The sequence below is a fragment of the Cellulomonas sp. P4_H12 genome, from assembly GCF_056400905.1.
This window is the reverse complement of the sequence record NZ_JBFUKJ010000004.1, coordinates 133,705-155,852: the sequence shown is the minus strand read 5'-3', so window position 1 is coordinate 155,852 and position 22,148 is coordinate 133,705. Positions and strand designations below refer to the sequence as shown.

The following is a 22,148-nucleotide window of genomic DNA, read 5'->3' as shown; positions in this document are numbered from 1 at the left end:
ACCGAGCACGCTCGCGCTCGGCGGCGCGCTCGCGGGCGGCACGCTCGGTCCGGGCGGCGCGCTCGAGCGACTCGGCACGGCCGGAGAGCGCGCGCGCCCTCTCCTCGCCGGTGCGCAGCGTCAGGCGCGCCTCGGTCTCGCGGGCCCGGGCACCCGCCGCCAGCTCCGCCAGCCGGTCGCGGCGGGCGCTGCCCTCGACGATCGCCGCCTCGCTMTCGGCGGGSTCGACCTCCGCGGCGGCAAGCCGCGCGGTGAGCTCGGCCAGCTGCGCGCTGTCGTCCTCGAGGGTCCGTGAGGCGGCCTCGAGCGACTGCTGCAGGCGCGCGGCCTCGGCGTGCGCGGCGCGGGCCGTCGAGCCGAGGTGGCCCAGCTGCTCCGCGACGGCGGCGAGTGCGGCGTCCGACTCGTTGAGCCGGTCGAGCGTCGCCTCGTGCGCCGCGCGGGCCGCGGCCTGCGCCTCGGTGGCGCCGACCAGCTCGAAGCGCACGCGCTCGGCGTCGGCGGTCGCCTGCGCGACGCCCGCGCGGGCCTGGTCGAGCGCCGACTGCAGGTGCAGGGCGCTGGGGGCCGTCGCCGACCCGCCCGACGCGCGGTGGCGGGACAGCACGTCGCCCGTGCGGGTGGCGACGACCAGGTCGGGGCGAGCGGCGACGATCGCGCGGGCCGCGGCGAGGTCGTCGACGACGACGACGTCGGCCAGCAAGGTCTCGACGGCCGCGCGCACGTGCTCGGGTGCCCGCACGAGGTCGACGGCGCGGGCGGCGCCGGCGGGGACGTCGGACAGCAGGTCTGCGGGGGTGGACGCGCCGCTGACCAGCAGCGTCGCGCGACCGGCGTCCTCGGTGCGCAGGTAGCGGATGGCGTCGACGGCGGCGTCCACGGAGTCGACGGCGACGGCGTCGGCCACCGCCCCGAGCGCGGCGACGATGGCCTCCTCGTTCTCCGGGTCGACCGCCAGCAGCGCGGCCACCGAGCCCACCAGGCCGGGCTGGCCGTCCGCCGCGAGCAGCGCACCGACGCCGTCCTTGCGCGTGAGGCTGAGCTCGAGGGTCTCGGCCCGGGACTCCAGGGCGGCGCGCTCACGCTCGGCGCCGCTCAGCTGCTCCTGCAGCGCGCCCAGGCGCTCGCTCGCCTGCTCGAGGGCCTCGACGGCCGCCTCGTGCTCGGCGTCCAGCCCTTCCTCGCCCTCCTCGACGCCCGCGACCTGCGACTCGAGGACCGTGAACTGCGTCGTGGCCTCCTGCCCGCGCTGCTCGGCGGCGGCGAGCGACTCGCGCAGTCGCCCGAGCTCGGCCTGCGTCGCCTCGACACGGCTGCGCCGGGCTGCCACCTGACCGGCCAGGCGGGCGACGCCCTCACGGCGGTCGGCGGCGCCCCGCAGCGCGGTGGCGACCTCCTTCTCCGCGGCGACGGCCTCGGCCTCGGCCTCCTGGCGGGCGACCACGGCGGCCTCGAGCGCGGCGCGACCGAGGTCGACCTCGGCGGCCAGCTCGGCCTCCGCCGCGCGCACGCGCTCGGCCTGCGCGGCGAGGTCGTCGGGGTCCGAGCCGCCCGTGCGCTCGGGCCCGGCGCTGCCGAGCAGGCGGACCCGGTCGGCGGCCAGGGACGCGGTGCCGCGCAGCCGCTCGCGCAGGGACGACAGCCGGTACCAGACCTCGCTGGMCTCGCTGAGCGCGGGCGCGGCCTCGGCGGCCTCGCGCTCGAGGGTGGCCAGGCGGGCGCGGGTGGCGGCGAGGGTCGCCTCGACCTCCGCGCGACGGGCACGCAGCGCGCTCTCGTCGGCGATCTCCTGCTCGAGGGTGGAGGTGAGCTGCGCGAGGTCGTCGGCGAGCAGCCGAGCACGGGCGTCGCGCAGGTCGGCCTGCACGACGGCGGCCTTGCGGGCGACCTCCGCCTGCCGTCCGAGCGGACCGAGCTGGCGCCGGATCTCGCCGGTGAGGTCGGACAGGCGCGTGAGGTTGGCCTGCATCGCCTCGAGCTTGCGCAGCGCCTTCTCCTTGCGCTTGCGGTGCTTGAGGACGCCTGCGGCCTCCTCGATGAAGCCGCGGCGCTCCTCGGGGGTCGCGCGCAGCACCGCGTCCAGCTGGCCCTGGCCGACGATGACGTGCATCTCCCGGCCCAGCCCGGAGTCGGACAGCAGGTCCTGGATGTCGAGCAGCCGGCAGCCCTGCCCGTTGATCGCGTACTCCGAGCCGCCGTTGCGGAACAGGGTCCGCGAGATGGTGACCTCGGAGTACTCGATCGGCAGGGCACCGTCGGAGTTGTCGATGGTGAGCGCGACCTCGGCCCGGCCGAGCGGTGGGCGGCCGGACGTGCCGGCGAAGATGACGTCCTCCATCTTGCCGCCGCGCAGCGACTTGGCGCCCTGCTCCCCCATCACCCAGGCCAGGGCGTCGACGACGTTGGACTTGCCCGAGCCGTTGGGCCCGACCACGCAGGTGACGCCCGGCTCGAAGTTCAGGGTCGTCGCCGAGGCGAACGACTTGAACCCCCGCAGGGTGAGGGTCTTGAGGTGCACGCACGAAGCCTAAGGCGCGCGCACCCCTGCTCCGGGGAGGCGGGTGCTTACAGCTGAGGGAACCAGAGCGCGATCTCGCGGGCCGCCGACTCCTCGGAGTCCGAGCCGTGCACCAGGTTCTGGATGACCTTGAGCCCCCAGTCGCGGCCGAGGTCGCCGCGGATMGTCCCCGGCGTCGCGACGGTCGGGTCGGTGGCGCCCGCGAGCGAGCGGAAGCCCTCGATCACGCGGTGGCCCTCGGCCACGACGGCGAGGACGGGACCGGACCGCATGAACTCGATCAGCGGGGTGAGGAACGGCTTGCCGGCGTGCTCGGCGTAGTGCTCGGCGAGCAGGGCCTCGTCGGCCTGGCGCAGCTCGACCGCGACCAGCGTGTAGCCCTTGGCCTCGATGCGGCGGACGACCTCCCCCGACAGGCCGCGGCGGACGCCGTCGGGCTTGACCAGGACGAGGGTGCGCTGCGTGGTGGGTGCGTCAGTCATGGTCGAAACCCTAACCGGGTGTCAGGGCGTCAGGGCCCGACCGCACCCGGGTGGGCGGCGTCGTACTCGGCCCGTTCGCGGTCGATCCGGCCGCCCAGCCGCAGCGCCACCGCCCACAGCACGACGAAGATCAGCCCGACCGCGAACATCATCGGGATGGCGAACCCGCCGGCCAGGACGAACACCTGCACGATCGACCCGGCGAGGTAGCCGCCGGGCCGGGACACCATCCCGGACAGCAGGATCAGCACCAGGCTCAGGGTGCCGCCGACCCACCAGACGGTGGCGACGGGCGCGATCCGCAGGCCGTACGCCACGAGCGTCGCGAAGAACACCACGACGGCCTCGAGGATGAGGATCGTCTGGGTGAACTGGGGCTTCGCGGGACGCTTGCGGCGCACGGCCTGGCCGTCCGGGACGGTGGAGCTCATCGGGCCAGGTTACCGGCGGGTCGGGGCCGCGACGTCGTCGGAGGCCCCGTCGCGCTGGGTCGGCAGCTCGTCGTGGACGGGCCCGGACAGCTCGTCCAGGACGACCGCGCCGTCGACCGTCTCGGTCGGCGCGCCCGAGCCGTCGGCCGCGAGGGCCTCGCCACGGGCGACCATGCCGGCCACGTCGGAGAGCTTGACCTCGCGCAGGAAGAGCGCGAGCACGAAGCCGACGGCGATGACGGGCACGAGGTACCAGAACGACGGCGCGAGCGCGTTGGTGAACGCGTCGATGACGCCGGTCTTCAGCGGCTCGGGCAGCGCCTGCACGGCGGCGGGCGTCAGGCTCGAGGCGTCGCCGCCGGAGCCCGCCGGCGCCCCGGCGAAGACCCCGGCCAGGTTGTCCGCGAGCTTCGTCGTGAACATCGTGCTGAAGAGGGCCGTGCCGACGGCGGCGCCGATCTCGCGGAAGAAGTTGTTCGTGCTGGTCGCGGTGCCGATCTCGTGCGGGTCGACCGAGTTCTGCACGGCGAGCACGATCGTCTGCATGACCAGGCCCATGCCGGCGCCGAGCACGAAGATCATGGCGCCGAAGAGCCACATCGACATGTCGCCCGTGATCTGCGTGAGCCACGCGACGCCGGCCGTGGTGATGGCCAGGCCGACCACCGGGAAGATCTTGTAGCGCCCCGTCTTCGTGATCGCGATGCCCGAGCCGATCGCGGTGAACATGACACCGACCATCATCGGGAGCAGCAGGAAGCCGGACTCCGTGACGCCGGCGCCGGTCGACATCTGCAGGAACGTCGGCAGGAACGCCAGGGCGGCGAACATGCCCATGCCGAGGATGAGGCCGATCGCCGTGGCGATGGTGAACGTCGGGTTCTTGAACAGGCGCAGGGGCAGCAGCGGCTCGCTGGCGCGCAGCTCGACCCAGATGAATGCCGCGATGGCGACGACGGTGCCGATCACGAGCGCGAGCAGCGCCGGGTTCGACCAGTCGTAGCCGCGGTTGCCGGTCCAGCTGCTCCAGCTGGTGGCCAGCACGAGGCCGGAGGTCGCGACGACCATGAAGAAGATGCCCGCGACGTCGATCTTCTTGCCGGACCGGTGCGTCGGCAGCTTGAGCGTGAACCACGCGATGCTGAAGGCCGCCAGGCCGATCGGGATGTTCAGCCAGAAGCACCAGCGCCAGTCGGCGTGCTGCGTGAACAGGCCGCCCAGCAGCGGGCCGATGACGGCCGAGATGCCGAAGAGCGCACCCATGGGACCCATGTACTTGCCGCGGTCCTTGGCGGGCACGATGTCCGCGATGATCGCCTGCGACAGGATCATGAGACCGCCGCCGCCCAGGCCCTGCACGCCGCGCCAGAACACGAGCTCGCCGAACGACTGGGCGAACCCGGCGCCCGCGGACGCCACCGTGAACAGGCCGATGGCGACGAGGAACGGCCAGCGCCTACCCCAGAGGTCACCGAACTTGCCGTACAGCGGCATGACGATCGCGATCGCCAGGATGTAGGCCGTGACGACCCAGCCCTGGTGCTCGACGCCGTTCAGCTCGCCGACGATGGTCGGCATCGCCGTGCCGACGATCGACTGGTCGAGCGACGACATGAACATCCCGGCCATGAGGGCGCCGAAGATGAGCCAGACGGTCTTGGGCGTGAGGACGATCAGCGGCTTGTCGACCGCTGGTGCCTCGGGTGCTGCGGTGGCCATGCGAGAAACCTCGTTCTGAAGGGGTGGACGTGCGGAGAAGTCAGTCAGACAGGATCGAGCGGAGCTCGGCGACGACCGCGGTCAGGTGGTCGTCGGCGTCGCCGTGACCTCCGGCCGCGTCCCAGCGCAGGAAGGTCGCGTGCGTGAGGAAGAGCAGGACGGAGCCGACCATCTCGGGCGAGTGGGACGGGTTCTCCCCGAGGCGCCGCTCGACGAGCGCGGACAGCTGGCCCTTGTGCTGCTCGAACCAGGCGAGGTGCCGGGCGACCAGCCGCGGCTCCTTGGCCGCCAGCTCGAGCGCGCGGGCGAGCCGCTCCCGGCCGATGGGCGGGTCACTGAGGAACGAGCTGACGAGCGCCTGCAGGTCGAGCACGAGGTGCCCGGTCGGCCCGCCGGCGGCGAACACCTCGGCTGCCTCCGACTCGAGCGGCCACGGCGTGTGGCCGAGCACGGCGTCGTCCTTGGTCTCGAAGTAGTTGAAGAACGTCCGGACGGAGACGCCGGCCTCCTCGCAGATCGCGTCGACCGTGACCGCGTCCAGCCCGTGCTCGGCGACGAGCCGGTGGGTCGCGTCGATCAGCGCCTCGCGGCGCGCGCGCTTCTTGCGCTCGCGCAGCCCGAGCGCGGGCGCCTCGATCTCAGTGTTCTGCACGAGGTGCAACTTTACATGAACTGCAACTTTAAGTTGGACGCACGTTCATGTGCGATCGCTCACACGTCAGACTTCGCCGAAGCCACCCTCCACGGCCGCCACCAGGGCGTCCCGGGCCTGCGCAGCCTGCGCGCCCTCGGCCTCGATGTGCAGCTCCACGCCCTGCTTGGCGCCCAGCTTCATGAGCTCGAGCACGCTCGCGGCGTTCGCGCCGTTCACCCGCACCCTGGCGTCGTACGGCGCGAGCATCCGCGCCACGACGGCCGCGGGCCGGGCGTGCAGCCCGAGCGGGTTGCGGAGCACCGCGGTGGCGCGCAGCACACCGTCCTCCGGGTCCGCGGCCGCGCGCTGCGCCGGCTCGGCCGCCCCGCCGAACGTCGACCCGGCGTGCTCCGCCGACGCGACGACGGCCGCGAGGTCGGCTCCCCCGTGCGCCGTGACCGCCGCGGCGACGGCACCCTCGACGAACGGGGCGTCCGCCAGGCGCACGCGGGCCGCGACGTCCTCGTCGAGAAGCTCGAGCACCGACTCGGCGGTGAGGACCGCCGAGCCCAGGTCCGTCAGCACCACCGCGGACCGGCCGTCCTGCGTGGCGCGCAGGAGGGCCGACTCGACCGTCTCGTAGCTGGTGCCCAGTCCCCCGTCCTGCATGCCGCCCGCCGCGAGGAGCAGCACGCCGGGCGCCATCTGGCCCGCCAGCTCGACCGTCCCCTCGGCGAGCGCGCGGGAGTGCGACACCAGCACGAGGGCGACCGGGGCGGGTTCGCGCTCGGGCCGCCCGTTCACGCGGCCGCCTGCGCGGCGGCGCGCAGGATGAGCTCCGTCGAGCGGGCGCCGGGGTCGAGGTGGTTGGCGGACCGCTCGCCGAGGTAGCTGGCCCGGCCCTTGGTGGCGATGAGCGGGATGGTCGCCTCGGCGCCGACGTGCGCGGCGTCGGCCGCGGCGGTCAGCACCTCGGCGGGTGTGGCGCCCGCGTCCGCCGCGGCGACCGCCGCCTCGGTCGCGGGCGTCCAGGCGTCGACCATCGTCTTCTCGCCCGTCGTGGCCTTGCCGCGCGCGACGATGCCCTCGAGGGCCGCCTCGAGCAGCGCGACGACGCCCTGGCTGTCGAGCTCGGGGACGCCGGTGGCCTTCGCCGCACGCAGGTACGCCGTGCCGTAGAGCGGTCCGGCCGCGCCGCCGACCGTCGACATCAGCGTGGTGGCGACGAGCTTGAGCACCTCGCCGATGTCCGCCGGCTGCGCCTCGAGCGCGTCGAGCTTGGCCACGACCGCCGTGAACCCGCGGAACAGGTTCTCGCCGTGGTCGCCGTCGCCGATCTGGCGATCGAGCTCGATGAGCTCGCTGCGGTGCTCYGTGACGGTCTGCGCCGAGAGGCGCACCCAGTMGATCGCCCACGCGACGTCCAGCGTCATGCCCACGCTCCTTCAGTCACGGCCCCGGTGGTCACCAGCGCAGGGCGGTGGTGTGCACGGGGGCGTCCCACAGGGCGGTCAGCTCGTCGTCCAGCCGGAGAACGGTGACCGACGCGCCCTGCATCTCCAGCGATGTCACATAGTTGCCGACGAGCGACCGGGTCACCTCGACCCCACGCTCCTCCAGCAACGCGCGGGCCCGACGATAGACCACGTAGAGCTCGGACGCGGGCGTGCCGCCCATCCCGTTGACGAACAGCAGGACCTTGTCGCCGCTGCCGAGCCCCAGGTCGTCCGCGACCGGTGTCAGCAGCATCTCCGTGATGTCGTCCGCGCTCGCCAGCGGGATGCGCCGGCGCCCCGGCTCGCCGTGGATGCCGATGCCGATCTCGATCTCGTCCTCGGGCAGGTCGAAGCTGGGCACGCCCGCGTGCGGCACCGTGCAGGCGGTCAGCGCGACGCCCATCGAGCGCACGTTCGCGATGACCTTCTCCGCGACCGCCACGACGGCGTCCAGGTCGTCGCCGCGCTCGGCGGCCGCGCCCGCGATCTTCTCGACGGCCACCGTGCCCGCCACGCCGCGGCGCCCGGCCGTGTACAGCGAGTCCTCGACGGCGACGTCGTCGTTGACGACGACGCTGCGCACCGTCACCCCCTCGGCGTCGGCCAGCTCGGCGCCGGTCTCGAAGTTCAGGACGTCGCCGGTGTAGTTCTTGACGATCGCCAGCACCCCGGCGCCCGCGTCCGCCGCCTGCAGGGCCGGGGCGATCTGGTCGGGTGTCGGTGACGTGAACACCGGTCCGGCGACGGCCGCAGTCAGCATGCCGACGCCGACGAAGCCCCCGTGCAGCGGCTCGTGCCCGGAGCCGCCCCCGCTGACGAGACCGACCTTGCCCGAGGAAGGGCCGCCGGCCCGCGTGACGAACGCGTGCTCGGCGTTCACCGCCACGACGTCGGAGTGCGCGGCCGCGAAGCCCTCGAGGGACTCGGCCACGACGGTCTGCGGGTCGTTGATGAGCTTCTTCACTGCAGCCATCCCTTCCACCGGGCACCCACGGCGGGGGCCCGCACGTCCGTCGCGGACTCCGGCGTCCCGACAAACCTCACAATGTTGGCGTGCCGTGGGGCCGTCAAGGGGAGGACGTGCGCCGTCGCTGCACGTTCGTGCAGACACGCGGCTGAGCATCGTCGAGTCACCCGGACGGGTGACCAGAAGTCAGGCGCGCCCCAGCAGACGTCGCGCCTCGGCGACGAGCAGGATCGAGCCCGTCACCAGCACGCCCGACCCGCGCTCTACCTCGCTCTCCGCGCGGGAGACCGCGAGGTCCAGCGCGTCGGACAGCCGGTCCACCGTGTGCACCCGGTCCTCGCCGAAGATGTCGATCGCGATGTCCGCGAGGTCCTCGGGGTCGAGCGCCCGGGACGTCGATGCACGGGTGATCACCACCTCGGCCAGCACGGGCTCGAGCGTCGCGAGCATGCCCTCGGGGTCCTTGTCGGCCATCACGCCGACCACGCCGACGAGGCGCGTCAGCTCGAACGCCTCCTCGAGCCCGGCGACGAGCGCCTCGACGCCGGCCGGGTTGTGCGCGCCGTCGACGATGATCGTCGGGCTCGACCGGACGACCTCGAGCCGGCCCGGCGAGTCCACGTCGGCGAACGCGACCTCGACCACGCCGGGGTCCAGCGCGCGGCCGCCCGTGAGGAACGCCTCGACCGCCGTGAGCGCCAGCAGCGCGTTGTGCGCCTGGAACTCGCCGTGCAGCGGCAGGAAGATCTCGGTGTAGGTGCCGCCGAGTGCCTGCAGCGTGATCAGCTGGCCGCCGACCGCGACCTGCCGCTCCCCCACCTCGATGTCGACGCCCTCGCGCAGCACGCGGGCGCCGCGCTCCGCCGCCACGGCCAGGAGCACGCCCTCGACGTCCTCGGTCTGCCGAGCCAGGACGACGGTCGCGCCGTCCTTGATGATCCCGGACTTCTCCGAGGCGATCTCGACGAGCGTGTGGCCGAGGTAGCGCTCGTGGTCCATCGCGATCGGCGTGATGATCGCGACCTCACCGTCGACCACGTTGGTGGAGTCCCACGTGCCGCCCAGGCCCACCTCGATCACCGCGACGTCGATCGGGGTGTCCGCGAAGGCCGCGAACGCCATCACCGTGAACACCTCGAAGAACGACAGCCTCGGCTCGCCCTTCTCGATCGAGCCCTGGTCCACCAGGTGCACGTAGGGCGCGACGTCCTGCCAGACCTCGACGAACCGCTCGTCGCTGATCGGCTCGCCGTCGATCGCGATCCGCTCGTTCACGCGGCTCAGGTGCGGGCTGGTGAAGCGACCCGTGCGCAGGCCGTGCTCGCGCAGCAGCCGCTCGACCATGCGGGACGTCGACGTCTTGCCGTTGGTGCCGGTCAGGTGGATGGTCCGGTACGCCTTCTGCGGGTCGCCCAGCAGCTCGCACACCGCACGCACCCGGTCGAGGGTCGGGTCGATGTCGTGCTCCGGCGCGCGCGCCAGGATCGCCTGGTAGACCTCGTCGGCGGCCGTGCGGGCCTCCTGCTCCGCCTGGCGGCGCAGGTGCTCCGACCCTCCGGTGCCTCGCTCGCGCGCGCTCATGCCTCATACCCTCCGGCGTCGACTGCTTCCACGGTGGCCTGCAGCGCGGGCCCCGTCTCGATCTCCACGGAGACCGCGAGGGTCTCGCGCGCGATGGTGTCGCGGTGCTCCTCGACGGCGGCGAGGTGCTCGGCCGGCACATCGAGCGTCAGCACGATGCGGTCCGCGACCTGCAGCCCGGCGGCCTTGCGCGCGTCCTGCACGACGCGCACGACGTCGCGCGCGTAGCCCTCGGCGCGCAGGGCGTCGTCGAGGGTGAGGTCGAACACGACGAACCCGCCGCCGGGCAGGACCGCTGCGGCTCCGCCCTCGTCGCCGACCACTGTCGTGAGCTCGTACTCGGCCGGCTCGAGCGCCACGTCGCCGTCCGGCGTGGTGACCACGACCGCGTCGCCGTCCACGCGCCAGGCACCGGACCGKGCGGCCTGGATGACGGCCTGCACGCCGCGGCCGAGGCGCGGACCGGCCGCCCGGGCGTTGACGGCGAGGCGCTGCGTGATGCCGAAGCGCTCGGCGGTGCCGGCGTCGGCCGTGACGAGGTCGACGCGCTTCACGTTGAGCTCGGCGGCGAGCAGGTCGGAATACGGCGCCAGCGCGGCGGCGTCGTCGACCGCGACCGTCAACGCGTGCAACGGCTGCCGGACGCGCACGCCTGCGGCCTTGCGCAGGCCGAGCGCKGTCGACGTGACCGCACGGACCTGGTCCATCGCGGCGACGAGGTCCTCGTCGACCGGCGCGAGGTCGACTTCCGGCCAGTCCGTCAGGTGCACGCTGCGCCCCCCGGTCAGCCCGCGCCAGACCTCCTCGGTGACCAGCGGCGCGAGCGGCGCCATGACGCGCGTGAGCACCTCGAGGCTGGTCCAGAGCGTGTCGAACGCATCGGCGTCCTCGGCCCAGAACCGGTCCCGCTGGGTGCGGACGTACCAGTTGGTGAGCACGTCGAGGTGCTCCCGCACGCTCTCGCAGGCCGCCGAGATGTCGTAGGCGTCGAGCTGGGCCGTCGTCGTCGCGACGAGGTCACGCGTCCGTGCCAGGACGTAGCGGTCCATCGGCGCGAGCGTCGCGGCGCGCGCGGCGTCGACGGGCTTCGCCGTGTACCCCTTCCCGGTGTCGGCAGCCCCCGCGTACAGCGAGAAGAAGTAGTACGTGCTCCACAGCGGGAGCAGCACCTGGCGCACGCCGTCGCGGATTCCCTCCTCGCCGACGATGAGGTTGCCCCCGCGCAGGATCGAGCTCGACATGAGGAACCAGCGCACGGCGTCGGACCCGTACAGGTCCCACATCTCCGCGGGGTCCGGGAAGTTGCGCAGCGACTTGCTGGCCTTGCGGCCGTCGTCGCCCAGCACGATGCCGTGGCACAGCACGTTGCGGAACGACGGCCGGTCGAACAGCGCCGTCGCCAGCACGTGCAGCGTGTAGAACCAGCCGCGGGTCTGGCCGATGTACTCGACGATGAAGTCGCCCGGGTAGTGGTGCTCGAACCACTCGGCGTTCTCGAACGGGTAGTGCACCTGTGCGAACGGCATCGAGCCGCTGTCGAACCAGACGTCGAGGACGTCCGGGATGCGGCGCATCGTGCTCTGCCCGGACGGGTCGTCCGGGTTCGGGCGCGTGAGCTCGTCGATGAACGGCCGGTGCAGGTCGGGCTCGCCCGACTCGTTCGTCGGCAGCCGGCCGAAGTCGGCCTCGAGCTCGGCCAGCGAGCCGTACACGTCGACGCGCGGGTGCGACGGGTCGTCCGACACCCACACCGGGATGGGCGTGCCCCAGTAGCGGTTGCGGCTGATCGACCAGTCGCGCGCGTTGGACAGCCACTTGCCGAACTGGCCGTCCTTGATGTGCTCGGGCGTCCAGGTGATGTCCTGGTTGAGCTCGACCATGCGGTCGCGGAAGTCGCTCACGCGCACGAACCAGCTGGTCACCGCCTTGTAGATCAACGGGTTCCGGCACCGCCAGCAGTGCGGGTAGGAGTGCTCGTAGGTCTCGTGCCGCACCAGGACAGAGCGCTGGTCCGCCGGGACGCGCTCGAGCGGGCCGGAGCCCGCCTTGAGGTCGGCGATGATCGGCTTGTTCGCGTCGAAGACCAGCTGGCCGACGTAGTCCGGCACCTCGGTGGTGAACTTCCCCTGCGAGTCCACCGGCACGACCGGCGCGATGCCGACGGCCTCGCAGGCCACCATGTCGTCCTCGCCGAACGCGGGCGCCATGTGCACGATGCCCGAGCCGTCCTCGGTGGTGACGAAGTCGCCGAGCAGCACCTGGTGCGCGTTCTCCCGGCCGACGAAGTAGTCGAACGGCGGCGTGTACCGGCGGCCCGCGAGGTCCCGGCCCTTGACGGTGGCCACGACCGTCGCCTCACCGAGCTCCTTGGCGTAGGCGCCCAGGCGCGCGGCGGCGAGAACCACGAGCTCGCCCTGCAGAAGGCTTCCCGGGCCCGGCTCGACCGTCACGTAGTCGACGTCCGGGCCGACGGCGATCGCCAGGTTGCTGGGCAGCGTCCAGGGGGTCGTCGTCCAGATCAGCGCGAGCTCGCCGGTCTCCAGGCGCAGGCCGACCGTGAGCGCCGGGTCCTGGCGCGACTGGTAGACGTCGTCGTCCATGCGCAGCTCGTGGTTGGACAGCGGCGTCTCGTCGCGCCAGCAGTAGGGCAGCACGCGGTAGCCCTCGTACGCCATGTCCTGGTCGTAGAGGCGCTTGAACGCCCAGATGACCGACTCCATGAACGTGACGTCGAGCGTCTTGTAGTCGTGGTCGAAGTCGACCCAGCGCGCCTGGCGCGTCACGTACTCGCGCCACTCGCCCGTATACCGCAGCACCGACTCGCGGCACGCCTGGTTGAACGCGGCCAGGCCCATGGCCTCGATCTGCGACGTGTCCGTGATGCCCAGCAGGCGCTGCGCCTCGAGCTCGGCCGGCAGTCCGTGCGTGTCCCAGCCGAACCGGCGCTCGACCCGGTGGCCGCGCATCGTCTGGTAGCGCGGCACGACGTCCTTGGCGTAGCCGGTCAGCAGGTGGCCGTAGTGCGGCAGCCCGTTCGCGAACGGGGGCCCGTCGTAGAACACGAACTCGTTGCTGCCGTTCTCGCCGGCCTCGCGGGCGTCGATCGACGCCTGGAACGTGCCGTCGGACTCCCAGTAGGCCAGGACGTCCTTCTCGAGGGCGGGCAGGTCCGGGGACGCCGGAACATCGGACTGGCGGTGCAGCGGGTAGGCCACCGTGCGGCTCTCCTGTGGTCGGCACCCGGTCGGGTGCGTCGCTCTCGGCTGCGAGGACGATCGGACCCGGACCGGCCGGGACCTACCGCGGTACCACCTCGCTTGCCGGCTCCCCTGACGGGTCGTCGACCACTTCGTGAGGGCTGTGACGGGCCTACCCGTCCGGTTCTACTGGGGCTTGTGAGGGCCCGTTCTTCCGGAGGCTCACCGGTGATGGCCGGGTCGACGCCTGTGCGGCCCAGGGTAACGCAAGGAGCAGGTCAGGCGGGGTTCGCGACGACCGGCGGGAGCGCCGACCAGGGGAACGTGATCCACCGGTCCGTGCGGCGCCACACGTAGTCGGGCTCGATGATCGACCGCGACTTGGCGTACAGCACCGCGGTGCGGGCCTCGGCGCAGTGCTGCGTCATCAGCCTCTGCACCAGCGCCAGCGTCTCGCCCGTGTCGGCGACGTCGTCCACGACGAGCGCGCGCAGCCCGTGCATGGCGTCGGTGTCCAGCAGCGGCGGCAGCACGACGGGGTCGGGCAGGCGCTCGTCGATGCCCGTGTAGAACTCGACGTTGAGCGTGCCGACGGCCTTGGTGCCGAGCGCGTACGCGATCGCCCCGCCGGGCGGCAGTCCCCCGCGGGCCACCGCGATGACGATGTCCGGCACGAAGCCGTCGTCCACCACGGTCTGCGCGAGCTCGCGGGCCGCGGTGCCGAAGAGCTCCCAGTCGAGGACCTCCCGCTCGACGGGCAGCTGCTGGCCGGGTGCCGTTTCCGTGGTCGCCATGCGGCCAGCGTAGGTTGCTCCGGGCATGATCGGGACGTGACCACTCCCCTCGTCCTCCTCGACCTCGACGGAACGCTCATCGACTCCATCCCGGGCATCACGGCGTCCATCGCCGTGGCGTACCGCCGGTGCGGCCTGCCCGTCCCGAGCCCCGCGGAGCTCCGCACGTTCGTCGGGCCGCCGATCGGCGACAGTCTCCGCGCCCACGGGGTGCCCGAGGACCGCATCGGCGAGTTGGTCCGGGCGTACCGCGAGGACTTCGGCGCCACGGGGATGCACGACGCGACGGTGTTCGACGGCGTCCCGGAGCTGCTCGCGGACCTGCGCGCCGCGGGCTGCCGGCTCGTCGTCGCGACCTCCAAGCCCGAGGTCTTCGCCGTGCCGATCTGCGTGGACCACGGGCTCACCCCGCTGGTCGACGGCGTCTTCGGCGCGCCGCTCGACGAGTCCGGCACCAAGGCCGACGTGATCGCCCGGGCCCTGGCCGCCGAGCCGCACGCGCCGTCACCCGCGACCACGCTGATGGTCGGGGACCGCGAGCACGACGTGCACGGCGCCCGCGAGCACGGCATCGACTGCGTCGGCGTGACCTGGGGATACGCGGCGCCGGGAGAGCTCGAGGCCGCCGGTGCGGTGGCCGTCGTCGGGACGGTCGACGAGCTGCGACGCACCGTGCTGGCGCGCCTCGGCGGCGGAGTTGCCTCGCGCGCTTGACCTTGACGCTGCGTCAACTCCTACCGTGGACGGCATGGAGGCATCGATCCAGGAGGTCGCCCGGCTGACGGGCACCACGAGCCGCACCCTGCGGCACTACGACGCGATCGGGCTGCTCGAGCCCAGCCGCGTCGGCGACAACGGGTACCGCTGGTACGACGACCGCGCGCTCGTGCGGCTGCAGCGGATCCTGCTGCTGCGCGGGCTCGGGCTCGGGCTGCCCGACATCGGGCGGGTGCTCACGCACGAGCAGGACGAGACGGCCGCGCTGCGCGCCCACCTCGACTGGCTGCGCAGCGAGCAGCGCCGGCTGGAGCGGCAGGCCGCCTCCGTCGAACGGACCATCACCGCACGAGAGAACGGAGGGCCACTCATGGCCGAGGACATGTTCGACGGGTTCGACCACACCCAGCACAAGGAGGAGGTCGAGCGCCGCTGGGGCGCCGACGCCTACGCCACCTCCGACGCCTGGTGGCAGGGCATGACCGACGACGAGCGCGCCGCCTGGAAGGCGACGACCGCGCGACTCGCCACCGAGTGGGCCGCCGCGGCGTCCGCCGGCGCCGACCCCGCGTCCGACGAGGCGCAGGAGCTCGCGCGCCGCCACGTCGCCTGGCTCGGCAGCATCCCGGGCACGCCCGGGCACGGGTCGACGCCGGTGAAGGAGTACATCGTCGGGCTCGCGGAGATGTACGTCGCCGACCCGCGGTTCGCGGCGAACTACGGCGGCGAGCAGGGCGCGACGTTCGTCCGGGACGCGCTGCACGAGTACGCGGCGCGGCACCTCTGACGGACGCGCGCGGCGTCGGCGGCGCCACGTCGTGCCGACGGCTCCCGGTCTACCGGGCGCCGCGAGCACGAGGTGGCGCCGTCGGCGGTCGGCCCGCCGGCGCGGACGGTCGGCGGGCACCTCGCCGGCTCGCCGTGCGAGTTGTCGGGATGTGCGACAGAGTGACCGGCGGCGATGACTGGACCGTCGCCCGGCACCTCCCCGACGGCGCGGCAGGAGCATCACGATGCGGTGGATCTCTCGACGGGTAGCGGCGGCACTCCTGGCGATGGCGGCGATGGTCGTCACGTTCGCGGGACCGGCCCCCGCGCTTGCCCCGGCCGCGGTGGTGGCGGGACCGGCGACGATCGTGGGGGTCGGCTCCGGTCGGTGCCTGGACGTCAACGGTGCGGCGCGGACCGCGAAGACCGGCGTGTCGGTCTATGACTGCCACGGCGGCGCCAACCAGTCCTGGACCCTGACGACGGCGGGCGAGCTCCAGGTGTACGACGCCGCCACCTGCCTGGACGTCGCGGGGCAGGACACCACCGCGCCGGCCGTCGTGCAGATCTACCCCTGCAACGGCGGCGCGAACCAGCGGTGGACGCTGCAGGCCAACGGCACGATCATCGGCCAGCAGTCGGGCCTGTGCCTCGACGTCACGGGCCGCGGCACGGCGAACGGCACCGCGGTCGGCCTGTGGACCTGCAACGGCCAGACGAACCAGAGCTGGACGACGTCGCTGCGCACCCGCGACACCACGCCGCCGACCGTCCCGGGCAACCCGCGGGTCAGCAACCTGACCTGCAGCGCCGTGACCTTCGCGTGGAACGCGTCGACGGACGCCGTCGGGGTCGTGGCCTACGACGTCTACCACGACGGCCAGCTCATGACCTCGGTGAGCGGCTCGACCCTCTCGGTCAACCTGACCGTCGTCGCCGGGGTGACGTGGGCGCTGTTCGTCAACGCGCGGGACGCCGCCGGCAACGTGTCGCAGGCGAGCGCCACCGTGCCGATCACGCCGCCGCAGTGCCAGACGGACACGCAGGCGCCGAGCGCGCCGGGCAAGCCGACGGCGTCGGTCTCCGGCACCACGGTCACGCTGACGTGGGCGACGTCCACGGACAACACCGGCGTCCGCACGTACACCGTCCTGCGCGGCGGGATCGCGGTCGGCACCGTGACGGGGACGGCGACCGTGCCGCCGGCCACGACCTTCGTCGACAGCGGCCTCGCCGCGGCGACGGCGTACACGTACTCCGTCGTGGCGCGCGACGGCCAGGGCAACGCCTCCGCGGCGTCCGCGTCGACGACCGTCACCACGGGCGCGGCGTGCGGCACCTCGGTCTGCGGGGTGACGGTCGTCGGTACCGACACCGACATCCCCTGGGGCCTGGCCACCCTGCCGGACGGCTCGATCCTCTACACCCGACGCGACGCCCAGACGATCGCCCGGCTGGTGCCGGCCACGGGCGTGACGACCACCGTGGGCACCGTGCCGAACGTGCAGAGCACCGACGGCGAGGGCGGGCTGCTGGGCCTGGCCCTGTCCCCCACCTTCGCCAGCGACCACTGGGTCTACCTGATGCACACGTCGCCCACCGACAACCGGATCGTGCGCATCAAGCTCGAGAACAACGCGCTGGTCACCAGCACCGAGCAGGTGCTCCTGTCGGGCATCCTGCGCAACAAGTTCCACGACGGCGGCCGCCTGCGGTTCGGGCCGGACGGCAAGCTCTACGCCAGCACCGGCGACGCCCAGAACGGCGACAACGCGCAGAACGTGTCGAGCCTCAACGGCAAGATCCTGCGGCTCAACGCCGACGGGACCGTGCCGTCGGACAACCCGTTCGGCAACTACGTGTGGAGCTACGGCCACCGCAACCCGCAGGGGCTGGCGTTCGACTCGCAGGGTCGGTTGTGGGAGCAGGAGTTCGGCAACTCCGTGATGGACGAGACCAACCTCATCACCAAGGGCGGCAACTACGGGTGGCCCGCGTGCGAGGGCACCTCGGGGACCTGCGGGACCGCCGGGTACATCGCCCCCAAGCGGACCTACCCGACCGCCGAGGGCTCCTGCTCGGGGATCGCGATCGTGCGCGACGTGCTGTACGTCGCGTGCGAGCGGGGCACCCGGATGTACCGCGAGGTCATCAGCGGGTCATCGCTGACCGACGTGCAGGTGTTCTTCAACGGCACCTACGGCCGGCTGCGCACCGTCGAGCCGGCGCCCGACGGGGGCCTGTGGCTGACCACCAGCACGGTCGGCGACAAGGACAGCATCCCGAACAACAGCAACGAGAAGATCCTGCACGTGACCCTGGGCGGCTAGGTGGTCAGGTCGTGCTGCGGATCGAGCGCTGCCAGTCGGCGTGCAGCTCGGCGAAGCGACCGCCGGCCGCGACCAGGCCGTCCGGCGAGCCGTCCTCGACGATGCGGCCGCCCTCGATGACGAGCACCCGGTCCGAACCCATGACGGTCGAGAGCCGGTGGGCGATGACCACCGAGGTGCGGTCGGCGAGGAGCGTCTGCAGGCCCAGCTGCACGAGGGCCTCCCCGGGCACGTCGAGCGAGCTGGTCGCCTCGTCGAGGATGAGCAGCGCCGGGTCGGCCAGGAACGCACGCGCGAACGACACGAGCTGGCGCTGCCCGGCGGAGAGCCGCACGCCGCGCTTGTCCACCTCGGTGTCGTACCCGTCCGGCATCGACGCGATGAGGTCGTGCACGCCGACCGCCCGAGCGGCCGCCTCGATCTCTTCCGGTGTCGCGCCCGGCTTGCCGAGCGCGATGTTCGCGCCGACGGACCCCGAGAAGAGGTACGCCTCCTGGGTCACCATGACGACCGCCCGCCGCAGGTCCACGGGATCGACGGACCGCAGGTCGAGGCCGTCGAGGCGGACCGCGCCCTCGCGGACGTCGTAGAAGCGGGCGAGCAGCTTGGCGATGGTCGACTTGCCGGCGCCCGTCTCGCCCACGAGCGCGAGCGACTGGCCGGCGGGGATGTGCAGGTCGACGTGCGGCAGCACGGTCGGGCCCGTGCCGTAGCCGAACTCCACGCCGTCGAACCGCACGTCGCCGCGKGCGTGCGCCAGCCTCGTCGGGTGCGTCGGGTCGGGCACGGTCGGCTCCTCGGCCAGCAGGGACGCGACCTTCTCGAGGGCCGCCGTCGCCGACTGGAACGAGTTGTAGAACATGCCGATCTGCTGGAGCGGGCTGAAGAACCGGCGCGCGTACAGCACCGCCGCGACCAGCACGCCGACCTCGATCCCGCCGTCGAGCGCGCGCAGGCCGCCGACCAGCAGCACCGCGGCGACCGTGACGTTCCCGATGAGGGTCAGGCCGGTGTCGAAGACGCCGTTGAGCCGGATCGACTCCGCGGTGGAGCCCCGGTAGTCCTCCGCCAGCCCGCCGTAGACGCCCTCGACCTGGGGCTCGCGGCGGAACGCCTGCACGGCGCGGATGCCCGTCATGGTCTCGACGAACCGCACGATGAGCCGCGCCGCCGCCGTCCGCTGCTTGCGGTACTGCAGCTGCGAGCGGCGCTGGAACCAGCGGGTGAGCACCACGCCCGGGACCACCGCGATGAGCAGCACCAGGCCGCTGCGCCAGTCGAGCAGCACCAGCGACACCGCGGTGAACACCATCGCCAGCACGCTCGAGGCCAGCGTGGTGACGCCTCCGTCGAGCAGCTCGCGCAGCGCGTCGACGTCGGAGGTCTGCCGAGAGATGATCCGCCCCGACGTGTACTTCTCGTGGAACTCCAGGCTGAGGCGCTGCGTGTGCCGGAAGACCCGGCGACGCAGGTCGAGCAGCATCGTCTGGCTCACCCGCGCCGACGCACGGACGGTCGCCGCGGTGAGCACGCCGCCCAGCAGGGCGGCGGTGAGGTACCCGAGCGTCGCGAGCGTGATCGGCCCGGCGTCACCCGCGGTGAGCGCCGGGAGGGCCTGGTCGATGCCGTACGCGACGAGCGCCGGACCGGCGACCGCGGCGAGCTGCGAGCCCACCACCAGCGCGGCCGTCCACCACGCAGGCCCAGCGACGGGCCGCAGGAGGAGGCCGAGCAGCGCGAGCGAGCGGCGCCGGATCCGTCGCGACTCGGCCTTGGTGCTCTCGTCCTCGAACCCCTCGGAGGTCAGCAGGCTGGCGGTCGCGGTCATCGGGGCACCGCCGTCAGGTCGTCCGCGTCGTCGAGCGCCGACAGCGCGGTGAGCACGTACCGGTAGTGCGGGTGGCTGGTCAGCAGGTCCGCGTGCCGCCCGACCCCCGTGATCCGCCCGTCCTCGAGCACCGCCACGCGGTCCGCCAGGGCGACCGTCGACGGCCGGTGCGCCACCACGAGGGTGGTGGTCCCCGTGAGCATGTCGCGCAGCCGTGCGGTGACGGCGGCCTCCGTCGTGACGTCGAGCGCGGACAGCGGGTCGTCCAGCAGCAGCACGCGCGGCCGGACGGCGATGGCGCGGGCCAGGGCCACGCGCTGCCGCTGACCGCCCGAGAGGCTGAGCCCCTCCTCGCCGATCACCGTGTCGAGCCCGTCCGGCAGCCCGTACGCGAAGCCGGCCCGCGCCACGTCGAGCGCCTCCGTKACCAGCTCGTCMGCCTCGGGTCCGGCCAGGTCGGTGCCGAGGAGCACGTTCTCGCGCACCGACGCCGAGAACAGGATCGGGTCCTCGAACGCGATCGACACGGCGGCGCGCAGGTCGGCCCGCGTGAGGTCCCGGACGTCGACGCCGTCGATCCGGACGCTGCCCGCGGTCACGTCGTAGAGCCGCGGGACGAGCTGCAGCAGCGTCGTCTTCCCGCTCCCCGTCAGCCCGACGAGCGCCATGGTCTCGCCCGGCTCGAGCACCAGGTCGATGCCCGCGAGGATGTCGGACCCACCTCGCGGGTGCCCCTCGGCGTCGACGCCGCGCGGGTGCCCGAAGTGGACGTCGCGCAGCTCGACGCGCGAGCCCGCCGGGTCGGCGGGCGGCAGCTGCGCCGGCGTCGCCGGGTCGCGCACCGCCGAGCCTGTGTCCATGACCTGGAGGTACCGGTCGGTCGCTGCCTTGGCGTCGAGCGTCATGGCGAGCAGCATGCCGAGCCGCTCCACGGGGCTGTTGACCACAGCCGCCGTGGCGAAGAACGCGACGAGCGCGCCGACGCTCAGCTCCCCGCGCGAGGTGAGCACGACGCCGAGACCGAGCGAGACGGCGAGGATCGCCTCCGGGATCGCGCTCAGCGCGAACGACACCCGGGACTGCGTGCTCGCCTTCTGCACCTCGACCGCGCGCAGGGCGGCGGCCTGCCGCGCGAAGTCCTCCAGGGCGTCGTCGCCGCGCCCGAACGCCTTGAGCACGCGGATGCCGTGCACCGACTCCTCGACGGTCGTGGCGAGGTCGCCCGCCTGGTCCCGAGCTTGGCGCGCCACGACCTTGTAGTTCTCGCGGAAGCGGAACCCGAGCCAGATCATGGGCACCGCGCCCACCAGGTAGACCAGCCCGAGCACCCAGCTGGTCCACATCATCAGCGCGATGCCGACGACGACGGTGGTCGAGCTGACCAGGAGCATCACCAGGCCGAACACCGTCCACCGCCGGATGGTGCTGAGGTCCGACATCACGCGGGACAACAGCTGCCCGCCCGACCAGCGGTCGTGGAACTCCACCGGCAGGTCGAGCAGGTGGCGGAACAGATCCGTGCGCATGTCTCGCTCGACCGCGGTGCCCGGCGTGAGGATCAGGGCGCGCCGGCACCAGACGAGGAACGCCTCGAGCACCCCGAGCGCGAGCACGACGAGCGCGCCGAGCACCACTCCCCGCTGCGAGCCCTGGCTCAGCAGCGGACCGTTGACGATGACGCGCAGCACCTGCGGCACCGCCAGGGCGAGGAGGCTGGCGCCGAGCGCGGTCAGGCCGCCGAGCGCGATCCGGGGCAGCGCGGGCCGGGCCCAGTGGCGCAGGCGCAGGAGGACCCGGGTGGTGGAGTCGGGGGTGGCGGACCGTGCGGGTGGAGCAGAAGGCACCCCTGCACCCTACGTACGACCTCCGACAGTTGCCCGACCGATCCGACCCTCGGGACGGTCAGGCGCCGGTGCGCGCGATCTTGTTGTTGCTCGCCTGCGCGCGCGGACGGACCACCAGCAGGTCGATGTTCACGTGCGCGGGCCTGCTCAGCGACCAGGCGATGGCGTCGGCGATGTCGTCCGCCACGAGGGGCTCGTACCCGGCGTAGACGGCGGCCGCCCGCTCGCTGTCGCCGTCGAACCGCACCATCGAGAACTCCTCGGTGGCGACGGCGCCCGGCGCGATCTCGATGATCCGGATCGGCTCGCCGAGGATCTCCCAGCGCAGGGTCGTCGCGAGCATCCGCTCGGCGTGCTTGGCGCCGACGTAGCCAGCGCCGCCCTCATAGGTGCCGTGCGCTGCCGTCGAGGTCACGACGACGATGTCGCCGCCGTCCCCGTCGCGCAGGTGCGGGAGGAGGGCCTGCGTGACCCGCAGCGTGCCCAGCACGTTGAGCTCGTACATCTGCCGCCAGTGCTCGAGGTCCGACGACTCGACGGGGTCGAGCCCGAACGCGCCGCCCGCGTTGTTGACCAGCGCATCGAGCGGGCCGCCCTCGGCCACATGCGCGGCGAGGCGGGCGACGTCCGCGTCGGACGTCACGTCGGCGACCACCGTGTCGGCGCCCGTCTCGGCCGCCAGCTCCGCGAGCCGGTCGGCGCGCCGGGCGGTCGCGACGACGTCCCAGCCCTCGGAGCGCAGCCGGCGGACCGTCGCGGCTCCGATGCCGGAGGAGGCGCCCGTGACCAGGGCGCGTCGGGGCGTGCTCGTGCTCATGCAGGACTCCAGAGGATGGTGGGGA

General features: G+C 73.0%; 17 protein-coding genes. 3 read left to right on the top strand and 14 right to left on the bottom strand.

The genetic code is table 11. The features are described 5' to 3' along the window. From smc to AC1DQC_RS04070, 11 genes are all read right to left on the bottom strand, one after another. The coding region (gene smc / locus AC1DQC_RS04120) for a chromosome segregation protein SMC (RefSeq protein WP_477049943.1) at positions 1-2,518 on the bottom strand (2,518 nt) is incomplete at its 3' end. Between the two features lie 47 nt (positions 2,519-2,565). Next, positions 2,566-3,000 (bottom strand): nucleoside-diphosphate kinase, encoded by a 435-nt coding sequence (ndk, locus tag AC1DQC_RS04115; protein WP_477049942.1) that lies wholly within the window; start codon positions 2,998-3,000, stop codon positions 2,566-2,568. A 29-nt stretch (positions 3,001-3,029) separates the two neighbouring features. Continuing rightward, positions 3,030-3,431, bottom strand: a complete 402-nt coding sequence (locus AC1DQC_RS04110) for a DUF4233 domain-containing protein (RefSeq protein WP_477049941.1) — start codon at positions 3,429-3,431, stop codon at positions 3,030-3,032. A gap of 9 nt (positions 3,432-3,440) precedes the next feature. Beyond that, positions 3,441-5,150, bottom strand: coding sequence for an MDR family MFS transporter (locus tag AC1DQC_RS04105; RefSeq protein ID WP_477049940.1), 1,710 nt, complete (start codon positions 5,148-5,150; stop codon positions 3,441-3,443). 40 nt (positions 5,151-5,190) lie between these two features. Further along, positions 5,191-5,802 carry a TetR/AcrR family transcriptional regulator gene (locus AC1DQC_RS04100; RefSeq protein ID WP_477049939.1) on the bottom strand — a complete coding sequence of 204 codons (612 nt, stop codon included), beginning with the start codon at positions 5,800-5,802 and terminating at the stop codon, positions 5,191-5,193. 66 nt (positions 5,803-5,868) lie between these two features. Beyond that, positions 5,869-6,588 (bottom strand): dihydroxyacetone kinase phosphoryl donor subunit DhaM, encoded by a 720-nt coding sequence (gene dhaM, locus AC1DQC_RS04095; protein WP_477049938.1) that lies wholly within the window; start codon positions 6,586-6,588, stop codon positions 5,869-5,871. Further along, positions 6,585-7,217, bottom strand: coding sequence for a dihydroxyacetone kinase subunit DhaL (gene dhaL, locus AC1DQC_RS04090; RefSeq protein ID WP_477049937.1), 633 nt, complete (start codon positions 7,215-7,217; stop codon positions 6,585-6,587). The genes dhaM and dhaL overlap by 4 nt, the downstream gene beginning before the upstream one ends. 31 nt (positions 7,218-7,248) lie before the next feature. Then, positions 7,249-8,244, bottom strand: a complete 996-nt coding sequence (gene dhaK / locus AC1DQC_RS04085; RefSeq protein WP_477049948.1) for a dihydroxyacetone kinase subunit DhaK — start codon at positions 8,242-8,244, stop codon at positions 7,249-7,251. 189 nt (positions 8,245-8,433) lie between these two features. Beyond that, positions 8,434-9,828, bottom strand: a complete 1,395-nt coding sequence (locus tag AC1DQC_RS04080) for a bifunctional folylpolyglutamate synthase/dihydrofolate synthase (RefSeq protein ID WP_477049936.1) — start codon at positions 9,826-9,828, stop codon at positions 8,434-8,436. Continuing rightward, positions 9,825-13,043, bottom strand: coding sequence for an isoleucine--tRNA ligase (ileS, locus tag AC1DQC_RS04075; RefSeq protein ID WP_477049935.1), 3,219 nt, complete (start codon positions 13,041-13,043; stop codon positions 9,825-9,827). Before ileS ends, AC1DQC_RS04080 begins: the two co-directional genes overlap by 4 nt. 260 nt (positions 13,044-13,303) lie before the next feature. Continuing rightward, the gene (locus tag AC1DQC_RS04070) at positions 13,304-13,819 is read right to left on the bottom strand and encodes a phosphoribosyltransferase (RefSeq protein WP_477049934.1); all 516 of its coding nucleotides are present in this window, start codon (positions 13,817-13,819) and stop codon (positions 13,304-13,306) included. Between the two features lie 36 nt (positions 13,820-13,855). Between AC1DQC_RS04070 and AC1DQC_RS04065 the strand changes: the two genes are divergently transcribed. From AC1DQC_RS04065 to AC1DQC_RS04055, 3 genes are all read left to right on the top strand, one after another. After that, complete coding sequence (locus AC1DQC_RS04065; protein WP_477049933.1) at positions 13,856-14,533, top strand: HAD hydrolase-like protein; 678 nt, start codon at positions 13,856-13,858, stop codon at positions 14,531-14,533. 34 nt (positions 14,534-14,567) lie between these two features. Further along, the gene (locus AC1DQC_RS04060) at positions 14,568-15,323 is read left to right on the top strand and encodes a MerR family transcriptional regulator (protein WP_477049932.1); all 756 of its coding nucleotides are present in this window, start codon (positions 14,568-14,570) and stop codon (positions 15,321-15,323) included. A gap of 226 nt (positions 15,324-15,549) precedes the next feature. Next, complete coding sequence (locus tag AC1DQC_RS04055) at positions 15,550-17,634, top strand: PQQ-dependent sugar dehydrogenase (protein WP_477049931.1); 2,085 nt, start codon at positions 15,550-15,552, stop codon at positions 17,632-17,634. Between the two features lie 4 nt (positions 17,635-17,638). Here AC1DQC_RS04055 and AC1DQC_RS04050 read toward each other — a convergent pair whose 3' ends face one another. Genes AC1DQC_RS04050 through AC1DQC_RS04040 form a run of 3 tightly spaced genes read right to left on the bottom strand, consistent with a single transcriptional unit; the run spans position 17,639 to position 22,123 of the window. Beyond that, entirely contained in the window at positions 17,639-19,462 is a 1,824-nt protein-coding gene (locus tag AC1DQC_RS04050; protein WP_477049930.1) for an ABC transporter ATP-binding protein, read from the bottom strand. Beyond that, entirely contained in the window at positions 19,459-21,306 is a 1,848-nt protein-coding gene (locus AC1DQC_RS04045; RefSeq protein WP_477049929.1) for an ABC transporter ATP-binding protein, read from the bottom strand. Before AC1DQC_RS04045 ends, AC1DQC_RS04050 begins: the two co-directional genes overlap by 4 nt. A 58-nt stretch (positions 21,307-21,364) precedes the next feature. Then, complete coding sequence (locus AC1DQC_RS04040) at positions 21,365-22,123, bottom strand: SDR family oxidoreductase (protein ID WP_477049928.1); 759 nt, start codon at positions 22,121-22,123, stop codon at positions 21,365-21,367. Positions 22,124-22,148: the final 25 nt, after the last annotated feature.